This is a genomic window from Legionella nigrisilvae (genome assembly GCF_977063395.2).
On record NZ_CDRUGZ020000020.1, the window covers coordinates 24,647 to 37,008 of the forward strand.

Below are 12,362 nucleotides of genomic sequence, written 5' to 3' on the forward strand. Positions count from 1 at the left end.
CAAAAGCATTGATTCATTATTTCATCCCAACCTATTGATTTTATTAGGACTGCTAGCTAATCTTGCTGCCCTTAAGAAGAGCAGTGTTGCTAAATGACGTAAGCAAAAGAGTCATTGAAAAATCACAGGAAGAAGTTGAGCAGATCGTTGGATTGGTGCACTCATTAAACCTATCTGTGGGAACAAAAACTTTTATCATTGGGTGTATTTACCTGGCCTCTTGGATCCGCGCGCATTGGTCGAACATCAAATCACTCTATCCAATTTAAATCGGCTTATCTTTGGCAGCGGAGATAGGACCACTAAACAACAAGACAAATCTCCAAAAGCAGAACAGAATAACACTGCTGCAGAGGAATCCGAAACCAGCCCTTCAAATGATGAGAGCCATGAACCCAAAGAAGCCAAAGACATGGACGCCTTCCGCATACGGCCTACATCAATGCAACCGAACACTCTATTCCATTAGAGTCTCTGAGTGCTGGTCAATTATGCCCACATCACTGTGGTAGCAGGCTTTACTCCGTCAATCCCGGCATCCACCCAATGGCAACTTATGGAAGAACTATCCAATTGTGCGTATTGGTATTCCCAGCTTTAGAAGAGCTAGCGGCCAATGGTTCTTTAATTCACATTGTAGATACAATTCGCCACAACAGGAAAAACCCTGATAAAAACGCACCGCATGTACACTACAGATATTGGCGCGAAACAGCGCTCATAAAATAGCGCTCTTTTATAACAGCCAACGCCATTCTGGTTAAAACATGGAGCGTCTTCTTAATAAGCGCCATAAGAATAAAGAAATGGTCATCCAATTGTGTGATGCACTAGTACCTTCGGAGGGACTCGAAGATTATTTATGTAAAATTTCTTCACATATTTTTTTATATTTTTTTTCTAGAAATTTCAGCTGTTCATCACTCAATTTTTCTAAATCAAGGGTCTTATTATCGGCTGGGGGATGAGATTTAATTAACTCATCCAACTTTAAATTTATAATTTTATTATCACGATTTTGCGTATGCTGAATTAAAAAAACCATTAAAAAGGTAATAATAGTTGTCCCTGTGTTGATCACGAGCTGCCATGTATCTGAAAATTTAAAAATAGGACCCGTAGTTATCCAAATCATTATAAGCAGAATAGCAGTAATAAAAGCTCCGAAAGTTCCGGATATTTCGCTAATAAACGATGAAAATTTTTGAAACCATAATCTTAAGTTCTTCATGATTATTTCCTTGAATATGGAATAAAATTCCATTTCTTTATTTTGCAGAATTAAAAATAAATTGGGATCTAGGTTTAGTCAATACAATAAAAAAATCCTGAGTTTCGGAAAGCGTGTGTGGCTAAAGATATGTCTGTTGTTTAGCCTATAGCCTCTATGATTTTAGGAGGCAACTTAATGATAATTGGTACCCACAAACTAGAAACTGTCACTGCCTTTAGACACTGGCGAGCCTGGTCTATAATTAAATTATAACTATTTTATTTAATTTCTATCATGAGATTTAAAATTGCCAGGTTACAAACTCCAATCTTCGCATTAGTTAAGTACGCAGGCAAAATAGCATGGACTCATTGGGTAAATATACCTGGTACAGGCTATGAATATGTAGAATATGCCTCTGATATGTCAGTAAACAAAAAACCTGGGAGTGTGATAGACGCGAAAAAAAGGCAAATTGATAATCAAATGAATAAAAAAGATAATCATGGGATAAAAGTAACAGAAGCGCCCGCGAGTTATGCAGGTTTATCTGGAAAATCTCTAAGTGAAATTAATAGCTATGATTATGGAGTGGATTCTAAGCCAATTCCTTCGGGTAGCTACTTTGACAATGATGACTGGGAGGCAGCACCTGTTAATAAGGTGAGAGTTGATAGTGAAGGTAGGCTTATAGCTGTTGAAGAGGATGAAGGAAATATTGATGACTGGTATGAAGCATTGGTTAATCGGGCGAGATTTGATAGTGAAGATAGAGTTGTAGGTGATGTGGAGGATGAAGGAAATACTGATGACTGGGAGGCAGCACCTGTTAATCGGGTGAGAGCTGATAGTGAGGGTAGGCTTATAGCTGATGTGGATGATGAAGGAAATATTGATGACTGGTATGACGCATTGGTTAATCGGGCGAGGTTTAATAGTGAAGGTAGAGTTGTAGCTGATGTGGAGGATGAAGGAAATACTGATGACTGGGAGGCAGCACCTGTTAATCGGGTGAGAGCTGATAGTGAGGGTAGGCTTATAGCTGATGAGGGGGATGAAGGAAATACTGATGACTGGGAGGCAGCACCTGTTAATCGGGTGAGAGCTGATAGTGAGGGTAGGCTTATAGCTGATGTGGAGGATGAAGGAAATACTGATGACTGGGATGAAGCATTGGTTAATCGGGCGAGATTTGATAGTAAAGGTAGAGTTGTAGCTGTTGTGGAGGATGAAGGAAATACTGATGATGGGAATGCAGCGCCTGTTGTTCCAATTAAATCTGAATTAAAAATTATTAAAATTGAACTAAACAATAGACAATCTAACGTAGAAATTCTTACAAAATTACTGGATCACGAATTGTTAAAAAATCCTAGTCATAGCACAGGGAAATTAATTCAAAATCTATTAATAAGTATTAAAAATATTGATTTATCGGATCCAAAAGAAATTTATCTGGGTTTACAAGACCTTAAAGCTTATATAATCGATTGGGAAAAAAATAATTTTAATGAGGATGCAGAAAAAAATAGTCCTAACCTATTAAAACTAATGGAAGTCTTTAAAACTAATAACTCAACTTTTGAAGAGGTATTGGAATTTGCGTTAAAGCATAAGGAGCTCGCAGAGATCATCGAGGGTTTTAATATAGGACCACAAAACTCAGAATATTGAGAAATAGACCAAGTTTCACAGTAAATAAATCCAATATTAGCGTAGGTCAGGCCCTGACCCGACAATTCCTTAATTAATAAGCTATAGAAAAGTTTGAATGACAGACTTTGCATAAGTCTTGTAATTTGTTGGTATTATTTTTTCAACTCATCAATCAACATCTGATTAAGCTATATTCATAAATGGGTCATACACTGTTCCTTGTGTATTATAAAGTTGAGCTATAATTAAATTTAAGAAAAAAATTCTGATTCGGATCCACTTAATCAACTTTGATAGGAAGAATTTAAACTCTAATTCTCAATAGATGATATGGTTCATCAAATTAAACTGGCATGTTAAGAGTTTTGTTTCGGTGAAAAGGATAGCAATCATGAAACCTCAAGATCATTTAGCTATGTTGTCTCATCAATTTCCTAACGCTTGGAATCTTATAAACAAATACCGAACAATCAATTACTTTAAAGAAGAATGGCCTGCATGGTGTTTTCTGCCTTTGAATGCATGGAAAGGGATAGTAGCTCAAGAATATAATACCTCCACTCTTAATTTGGAACAAACCCGAGAGGCGATGAATTTGGCTGCCATTGGTACATGGCGTTATACTCAGGGTATTTATCGCTTTGATTCAAAATTATATAAGATACTGGCGCAAATGAATGTCAGCACAAAAGCCGATAAAACAAAATTTTATCAGCTTCCAGAATGGTCTATTTATATCGAAACTCCTGAGCTTAATTGGAATAATAATCCTTTACTAGGGTTTTGGTTTCATCTTCAGTGGGATAAAGAAAAAGACTATGATGAACTCTGTTTTTTATTAAACTCAGATAAATTTGTTTCTATTTCTTTGCCATTAAATAAATGGACAACCAATGAAATTCTTCAAAGTTCATATCCGAATTTATATATAAACAATAACAATGCCAATACCTTAAGAATTATGTCTTCTCTTGTGTATTATATCTGTACTTCCCCGAGCCCAATTTCTGATAAATTTGGGAAGAAACCAACTCTTCCCTCCAGCAAAATGTATAAAAATGAATTTAGGCTCTTTCCTCCGGGTAATGCCAATATTTGGAATGTAACTGGGGAAAGCTCAATTATTTCAGTTAATAATGAATCGTTCATCATTAACAAGGGAGATATAGGCCCCTGAGAAGTGTTTAAGAGGTAAGAACAAAAAAGATTACTTGTCTTGAAAAACAATAGCTCTAGAAATTTAAATCCCCTATTTCGGAGAGGATTTAACTTGCATATTTATAAACTGCCATGGGTCAGAATTATCTAAATCTTCGTAATATAATTTATTCCTGTTTTTTAAAGGATTCCATTGGGTGTAATATCCCTGCACTTTACCTAGATAAGGTAAGGCATTTTTTAAAATTTGATCATAGGGTAACTCCTCGGGCTCTAGTAATCCTTGGTTAGGATTCTGAATCGCCCAAATAATCCCGCTGATTAATCCAGCAACCACCTGTAAACTCGTAGCATTATTATGGGCAACGAGTTTGCGAGATTCTTCTATTGATAAGGTAGACCCATACCAATAGGCACCTTTACAATTCCCCATTAATAATACCCCAAGTTCGTCAATACCTTCTTCAATTTCCTCTACAATTAATCGATGATTTTTTTGGGGAATCCATTCATTTCCCTGAAGTTCTTGCAAAGAAAGCAATGCATCAGGACAGGGGCAATATGAATATAGAACCGTAGGTCTATATATAACTTTTTTGTCCTGTTCTAAGGTTAAATAATTCGCAATCGACGTATTTTCAGGATGGGTAATTAAATGCCCCTGGTATGCTCCAAAACTTGGAGTCCATGAACGTACTTTCATGCTACCGCTAGGACATTCTATATAGATACTAGACTTCGCTCCTTGATATTTTGCTCCCTGCGGAAGGTGTTGCTCATGAGTTCCCCACCCTATTTCAACTGGTTGTTTTATTTCTTCAATAAATCCTTTTATGGACCATGTATTTACAAACTCATCCCATTTTTTAAATGAAGATGCCACTTGAGAATCATGTTCCGCAATATGAATACTTTTGATATTGAGTGTTTTTGCAAGAGAAGCCCATTCTAATTTATTTTGTGGAGGAGAAATGTGAAGCGAATTATCTTTTGCCATATTCAATAAAGCTTGCTTGACAAAATGAGATACAAGGCCGGGGTTAGCACCATGAGTTAGTATCGTTGTTTTTTTTATTGTTTCTCTTAAATCAAGAATTTTTTCCCTCAACCAATAATTGGTCCATGTTTTAGGATTATTTAGCTCAAAAATACTTTCTCCCCATTCTTCAATAGAGGCATTTATATATAACGCATCAAGCTGATTACATAATTGAATAAGTGCGGATGACGAGATCCCTATCGAAACATCAATTACTAAATCTTCAAAATTGAGTAATGAGCCAACCAAATTCTTATAATTGGTTTTATTAATTGTGTGAACAATGACATTTACAGAGAATTTATTTGCAATGAGAATTGCAGAATCTTCATTAGTTATTATTGTGATTTGAGAAGAAGGAATATCCAATTTACCTATGAGTAAAGGTAATAATGCTTGGCCTATACAACCAAATCCTAATATTATAATTTTGTTTTCGAAAAGCGTTTTTTTCATACCCATTCCCTTGTGGTACGACGAGTTCTTTTACGTAACAAATATTTAATAAGAAATGTCACCCTATTATTTAAGCAATAGCAAAAACAACATCTTATTAAATCAAGGATTCCCTTAGTTTAGTTAAGATTTTTTAAAAAGGGAGACTCTGAGGGGATTAAACCATCTTTTTTTAAAACAATGCTGTAACTTTTTATATGTGGCATTGTTTCCCTTTTTATTTGCACTTTCTATTTCATTATTGGTATCTTTTTTATAGATCCATAATTTCTGAAAAGTAATTACAGGGTGTTTAAAGATACACCCTGTAATGTGTACAGTTATTTACGGCCCCCTTTTAAATGCGACCCTCCTTTTTTGCGATCCTCATTACTTAAATGATGACCTTTAGAGGGGGCATGTTTCTTTTCAGTACTGGGAGAACTTCCCTTCTTGGGTTCAAAATTTTTCATAATTATCTCCTTATAATGTTTAGAACAATAATTTGTTCCATCCAAATATTTAGTACAAATAATAGCCATTATCAAACAATTTATTACGAAGAGCACACTATTATTACATTTGTAAATTCCAAACAATTTAAAATATTTAGAAGCACAAATAAGGAAATACTTAAATAAAAAGGTACTTTCTTGTAGTTTCGTGTTTAAAAAATTTTTAAATTAGGACTATATTAAATCTTATTAAGACCCAAGGATTTCCTTAATAACGAAAAATTGTGGAAGAATCTAAAATAGGGGAATTGGGAATGTTCAATAGATCGATTTAATTTTGCTTGTCCGGTGCTGTTTGTAACATAACATTTAGGAAAATCTATGGACAGTATATCTTTATGGGAAAAAATTAGTAAAAGACAAGTTGATTATCCAGAATTAACCGAAGATATAGAGGTAGACGTAGCGATAATTGGAGGCGGGATTACAGGAGTAACTGCCGCAGAGCAATTAACCAAAGCAGGTAAAAAGGTAGCCCTTGTAGAAGCAGAAAAAATTGGCGGTATTACCACCAGCCTTTCTACTGGCAATTTATATATAGCCGTTCAGCCATTATACCAAACCATTGCTTCCAAGTTTGATTTTGATACAGCAAAATCTGTAGCTTTATCAAGAAAATTTGCCATAGAGTATATTGAAAAAAAAGTGAGCGACAAAAAAATTCATTGTAAATTTACTCGTCGTCCTTGGTATGCATATACGGTTAAAAATGAACAGGCTACCATTGAAAAAGAATTCGAATTGCTTAAAAAAATGGACCTTTCTGTGGAGTATACCAAAACTCTACCTTTTGATTTTAAATTTAGCAAAGCCATCGTTATGAAAGATCAGGCACGATTTAATCCCTTGCAATATGTTTTATCTATGGCTGCTGATTTATTAAAGAATGGCTGTTTAATATTTGAAAAAACACGTGTAACTAAGGTGACAGAACACAATCATTGTGTCCTCGAAACTGAAAAAGCCAAAATTAAAGCAAAGAATGTCTTTATGGCAACCCATACTCCCATTGGAATAAATCCTACCCAATTGTTTACTGCTCCTTACCGAAGCTATGTTATGGGGATTGAATTGGAAAACAAAGAATATCCGGAGGGACATGTTTGGGATTTAGACAGCCCTTTTCATTCCATATGCACCCATAGCGTTTCTCTTAAACGCCCACAGATCATGCTGGTGGCGGGAGAACATCACAAAACAGGCCAAAATCCTTCGAAAACTTCCTCTTATAAAAAATTAGAAAAATACATTAATTCGACATTCAAAGTTTCTAAAACGGTATACAAATGGTCAGCCCAACATTTTCAATCCGCCGACAGCATCCCTTATATCGGTTTAGCATCTGGAAGCTCAAAACATACATATATGGCTACGGGATATTGGGCTGATGGTCTAATTTATGGGACTTTAGCAGGAATAATAATTAGCGATTTAATATTAAAAAATTCCAATCCTTTAGAGCCTATTTACCAATCGACCCGTCACAACTTATTATCTTCTGCCGCCTTTTTATGGAAAGAAAATAGCAATGTATTGCGCCAATATTTAGAGGATTACCCTACATTGTTCTCTCAGAAGACTGAAAATATAAAAAGGGGCGAAGGTAAGGTAATTGAATACAATGATGAAAAACTTGCTGTTTCCCGCGATACTGAAAATAATTTACATGCTTTATCAGCGGTTTGCCCCCATATGAAATGTATTGTAGCTTGGAACAATGAAGAACAAACCTGGGATTGTCCATGCCATGGAAGTCGCTTTACTTGTGATGGAAAAGTTATAGAAGGTCCTGCTACCACCGATTTAGAAATAAAACAGTGGAAATAGAGTAGATTTGAACTTAAGGAAAAATCCATGTTTATCAGTACCATTTTGATTTTTTTAATAACGATATCACTTGGGGTATGGCTTTTAATGTATATCCTAAAAAATAAAAATACACCTAAAGGACTTGCTTTAACGCATGGATCTTTGGCGTTTATTGGAATTTTACTTCTAATTATTTATTCAATTTTTTATAACGCTCCCCTAGTGAGCCTACTCCTTTTTATCGCAGCGGCTATTGGCGGTTTTATTCTTATTTATAGGGATATAACTGGAAAAACGATTCCTAAATGGCTTGCCTTAGGACATGGGATCACTGCTCTTTTTGGACTAATTTGTTTATTTGCTTAAAGGGCGTAAAATAAAATCTGATTCCCTATAATGACAAAAACCACCCGAAGGTGGTTCTCGCAGTAGCCATGCTTATGGACTAATCTAAAAGCAGGTTACATTTTTAGTATAGACCCTGTTTCTATGAAAAGCAAAAAATACTGCTTCCTCTCATTAGGTTTTTGATGGTTCTCAGATGAAAACTTTCCTTTCATTTTTTTAACGAATAGCCATGATCAGGATTAAGATTTTCATCCTCTTCCCTCATCTCCTTAATAGTTTGTTTTATACTTTTAAAGTACGAAGTCGCTTTTTCTTGAGTTTTTTTATCCTTCCCTTCACTTAGAGCTAATGTCATTCGCATACTATCTTTTAAGTTATGTATTATTTCTTCATTTGATTTTGGAGGATTATCTGATTTAAGCAGATCATTTTCATACATGAGCTTGTCTATTCTTTTCTCAATATCTTCCCACTTTTTTTTCTCTTCTTTGGTTATAATCTTACCTTCTACTTTAACGGCATCCAATGATGCCATCAATTTTGCTATCTCTCGTTTATTTTGTTCAAATTTTGTTTGTCTCTCTTCTTTTTTATTACTCAAAGGACTATCCGACATGAGCAAAGCTTTTTGTTCTTCCTTTTCGGCAATGTTTTTATCCAGTTCTTCCAACACATCATCAAAGTGTTTTACTTTTTGGCTTGATGTTAAGGCGTCTTCTATCTCTTCAATGGCTTTTTCCAGTTTTCCTTTTTTTGCAAGGGAGGATAACACTTTTTTTGAGGATTCAAGTTCCTTAAGACGTAAGAGAGGAAATTTTGTGGATTGTTTCTCCTTTTTTGCTTCCTTAATATCTTTCTTACACTCTTTTATAGTTTTATCAATAGCTTTTAGATCACTCTCTAAGGAAGTTGTAGCCCGGGCCGTCGTGGTAGTAAGAGCTGTAAAATATTTACTTTCTACATGTCTTATACTTTCGAGTTCCTGAATATACTCAGAAATTGCTGCTTTTTTTTGTCTAAGTCGCCCTAGACTGCTTTGAGATGTCTTTTCGCTTGATAATTGGGTGATTTCTGCATCCATCTTGTTGTGCATAAAAAGGGTTTTATTGTAAATTTGAGTTTTATCGCTGTAATTAGCTACATTCTTAATACCATCGGATAATAAGAATTTCATTTCATCCCATTTAGTCCTGTTTAAATCCTTTTTAATATGATTTATAACATCCTGTATTATTCTATTTGCTTCACCTTGTCCTTTTTGCTCTAACTTGGCAACGATTTTCTGGTCCCCTTCATTGGTGCTCGTCTGCAGATTTTCTAACCTTTCAAAAAACTTTTCTGGGGATAAATATAAAATTCCATTATCTTCACTACCAAAAACGCTTGAAAGCAGTTTCATTTCGTCCAATGATAAAGGAAGTCTTGTTATCTTATCCGCTGCTTCCTCCGCTCGCAGCTTTTCGTTTTTAAGTTTTTCTGTGAGGCTTCCATACTCCATTGCCGTTTTTAATTTTTCCCTAAGATCCCCTGAAGGTTGATGTTTATGCTCCTCGATAATTTGAATAATCTGTTCTAATTTGGCTAATTCCCTTTGGGCTCTATCTAAATCAACGGTTAGTACTCCACCAATAACATTTCTAAGATCGCGATGTTTACTAATGAATCTAGCATAACGCTCATTTTCTCCCTTAGAAGGATTTTTTTGAGACGGGGACCACATAGAATATTCCAATTAATGTGTGTAGTTTAAATTATAGACTAATCACACAAGCGTCATTTGAGCTAAGCAGCATAATAATGAGAATGTCTCGGTATCAGGTGGTGAATAGTCTGACGTATCAACCTCCCAATATTAGAACATACGATAAGCATAGTAACATTTATATTTAGGCAAGAATCCATCCCAAAACAAAGTAAATAATTAATTTGGGATAAAGCCCGGCAATTTTAATTTTAGAAGTTATTGATTTTTATCGTCTTTAGAATGACAAAAACCACCCGAGGGTGGTTTTCGCAATAGGCATGTTAATGGACTTCTCCACAACACCTCCTATATTTTAAGTATAGACTCTACTTTCAAAAAATCAAAAAATAAATTATTTAATCTTCCATTTATTCTTTTTCTAAAGCAATCTCTCGTTGAGCAAAACAGATACATCATGTCTATAATTTACTAAAATACTTTATTTGAACCAATGCCTTATTAGAAAAGGATATTTACATGAATAATAAGAATGTGGTTGAACTGGAATATCAATTAACTGAAAGCCCACATAAATTATTACTTAGCACTTTGGGTGATTTTTTAGATCAATATGAATTAGACCTTCTGATGAAGCATAGTCAAATCGCTTCATTCGAATCAGGAGAAATCCTCCTGCATCAAGGAGAAATAATCAATAATATTTATGTTATTCTTAAAGGAACAATTCTGGTAAGCGCCCAAATAATGGGACGGGGAGTCACTAATCTTGAAACTCTTCACGGAGGCCAATTGTTAACTACCATTGGACTCAATGAGCCTTGTCCTTGTCCCACATCTTTTATAGCTACAAGCCCCGGACTATATTTAATTATTTCCAAAAGATACGTTGAATTACTTTCTCTTGATTACCCAGAAACAAAATATAAGCTGCTTCTTGTTATTGCCCAGCAAACATGCAATCGTTTAAAAATAATACATGATGTGGTGACTTCTTTTATTGCTAATTCAGATATGACAAGCTTGTCATTTTTTGAAAGAGTGATTTATTCATTAAATCAGCCCAAGAAAATTATTTTTGGTGAGAAAGGAATCGATCAAGCCCTTATTCAAAATATTCCCTCATTAAAATCATTAACCAAAGAAGAAACTCATTTGTTATGTACTCATTTTATTATTTTAGATGCTCCAAAAAATAGTACCTTAATTAGCGAAGGAGAAAAAAGCGCCTGTTGTTATTTAGTTTTATATGGCGCCATCCAGTCATGTATTATCAAGAACAGCAAGCTTGCCAAATTATCAGTAATTGGCCCAGGAACATTTCTAGCCAGCATAGGGTGTATTGAAACTAATACCTCGTTTAATTTTACATATATTACTTGCGAACATACAATTTTATGTAAGTTACCCGAAACCGCCCTGCAATTAATCAAAAATAATCATCCGCAGCTTTGGTATAAGCTATTTTATTTGATTTGTACTTCGTTTACATCATTAAAAAAATCGATTGATAAATTAGACATACGATTACACATTGAAAACTACAATAGGTAAATGTTATGTGCAGAATATTGACTTATCTTGGAAAACCGATAGTAATTGAAGAATTGCTTTATAAGCCCGATAATTCATTTATAGAGCAGAGCTATAATCCTAAATACATGTCTCATTTACTTAATTTAGCTGGATTTGGCATGGCTGCTTGGGATACTACATCACCCAATCCCAAATTTCCTTACTTATATAAAACGCCTCAATTACCCTTTTACGATAGTAATTTACGAAACCTTGCTTCTAAAATTTCTCCTTATTGCCTTTTGGCACATTTACGCGGGGTTTCTTATCATGAAGAGCAAATCGTCTCTAATCAAAATGTCCATCCTTTTATTTTTTCGAACACCAATGTCGTTCTTGCTCATAATGGATCATTAAGCAATTTTGAGGAAATGCGATATGATTTATTGGAATATATACGTCCTGAATATAAAGAAGATATCCATGGAACTACGGATAGTGAATGGATTTATTCCATATTTCTATCTCAATTACCTGAATCCAGTAATTATGAAACAGAGGAAATTATTACTGCGGTTATTGAAACATTAAAAATAGTACAGCATGTTCGTCAAAGACGAAAAATAAAAGCAAACTCCCCTGTAAATTTATTTATTACAAATGGTGAATTTATTGCTGCAACTCGATTTGTGTTTGATTATGGCTGGCCTTTACCTTCGGAATTGCCTTCTACTCATTCTTATTACCATTCATTGTGGTATACCTACGGAGAAAGCTACGGTTTTTTTGATGAGGGATATAAAATGAATGGAGGTGAGTCCAAAAAAAGCATTATTATTGCATCTGAACCTTTGACAGAGGACACGACTACCTGGCTTGAAGTTCCTGAGTATACTCTTGTGGTGGCAAAAAAATCCAATAATGATGAGATTGAAATAACTTCTCAAGACATTAACTTATAATCTAATTTAT

The 12,362-nt window shown here is 34.7% G+C and carries 11 protein-coding genes; 7 read left to right on the forward strand and 4 right to left on the reverse strand.

Annotated elements, in window-relative coordinates; genetic code table 11:
• The first annotated feature begins 235 nt into the window (after nt 1–235).
• Nucleotides 236–469 (forward strand): hypothetical protein, encoded by a 234-nt coding sequence (locus ACWTE2_RS08865; RefSeq protein WP_454785056.1) that lies wholly within the window; start codon nt 236–238, stop codon nt 467–469.
• Between the two features lie 387 nt (nt 470–856).
• Here the strand turns inward: ACWTE2_RS08865 and ACWTE2_RS08870 are convergent, their stop codons facing one another.
• Nucleotides 857–1,231 carry a low affinity iron permease family protein gene (locus ACWTE2_RS08870; protein WP_182393105.1) on the reverse strand — a complete coding sequence of 125 codons (375 nt, stop codon included), beginning with the start codon at nt 1,229–1,231 and terminating at the stop codon, nt 857–859.
• A 276-nt stretch (nt 1,232–1,507) separates the two neighbouring features.
• Between ACWTE2_RS08870 and ACWTE2_RS08875 the strand changes: the two genes are divergently transcribed.
• Both ACWTE2_RS08875 and ACWTE2_RS08880 read left to right on the forward strand, forming a co-directional pair.
• Nucleotides 1,508–2,887 carry a hypothetical protein gene (locus tag ACWTE2_RS08875; protein WP_454785057.1) on the forward strand — a complete coding sequence of 460 codons (1,380 nt, stop codon included), beginning with the start codon at nt 1,508–1,510 and terminating at the stop codon, nt 2,885–2,887.
• A gap of 373 nt (nt 2,888–3,260) precedes the next feature.
• Nucleotides 3,261–4,046, forward strand: a complete 786-nt coding sequence (locus ACWTE2_RS08880; protein ID WP_454785058.1) for an AcrVA2 family anti-CRISPR protein — start codon at nt 3,261–3,263, stop codon at nt 4,044–4,046.
• Nucleotides 4,047–4,118: 72 nt separating this feature from the next.
• On the opposite strand, the gene ACWTE2_RS08885 is transcribed toward ACWTE2_RS08880, so the two are convergent.
• Nucleotides 4,119–5,522: a saccharopine dehydrogenase C-terminal domain-containing protein gene (locus tag ACWTE2_RS08885; protein WP_454785059.1), complete on the reverse strand. Its 1,404-nt coding sequence runs from the start codon at nt 5,520–5,522 to the stop codon at nt 4,119–4,121.
• 320 nt (nt 5,523–5,842) lie between these two features.
• Nucleotides 5,843–5,974, reverse strand: a complete 132-nt coding sequence (locus ACWTE2_RS08890) for a hypothetical protein (RefSeq protein ID WP_255464367.1) — start codon at nt 5,972–5,974, stop codon at nt 5,843–5,845.
• 363 nt (nt 5,975–6,337) lie between these two features.
• Here ACWTE2_RS08890 and ACWTE2_RS08895 point away from each other — a divergent pair, with 363 nt between their 5' ends.
• Nucleotides 6,338–7,843 (forward strand): FAD-dependent oxidoreductase, encoded by a 1,506-nt coding sequence (locus tag ACWTE2_RS08895; protein ID WP_454785060.1) that lies wholly within the window; start codon nt 6,338–6,340, stop codon nt 7,841–7,843.
• A gap of 27 nt (nt 7,844–7,870) precedes the next feature.
• Entirely contained in the window at nt 7,871–8,191 is a 321-nt protein-coding gene (locus tag ACWTE2_RS08900; protein ID WP_454785061.1) for a hypothetical protein, read from the forward strand.
• Between the two features lie 190 nt (nt 8,192–8,381).
• On the opposite strand, the gene ACWTE2_RS08905 is transcribed toward ACWTE2_RS08900, so the two are convergent.
• Entirely contained in the window at nt 8,382–9,893 is a 1,512-nt protein-coding gene (locus ACWTE2_RS08905; protein ID WP_454785062.1) for a hypothetical protein, read from the reverse strand.
• 501 nt (nt 9,894–10,394) lie between these two features.
• On the opposite strand from ACWTE2_RS08905, the gene ACWTE2_RS08910 reads away from it, so the two are divergent.
• Both ACWTE2_RS08910 and ACWTE2_RS08915 read left to right on the forward strand, forming a co-directional pair.
• Nucleotides 10,395–11,429: a cyclic nucleotide-binding domain-containing protein gene (locus ACWTE2_RS08910; protein ID WP_454785063.1), complete on the forward strand. Its 1,035-nt coding sequence runs from the start codon at nt 10,395–10,397 to the stop codon at nt 11,427–11,429.
• A 5-nt stretch (nt 11,430–11,434) separates the two neighbouring features.
• Nucleotides 11,435–12,352 (forward strand): class II glutamine amidotransferase, encoded by a 918-nt coding sequence (locus ACWTE2_RS08915; protein ID WP_454785064.1) that lies wholly within the window; start codon nt 11,435–11,437, stop codon nt 12,350–12,352.
• Nucleotides 12,353–12,362: the final 10 nt, after the last annotated feature.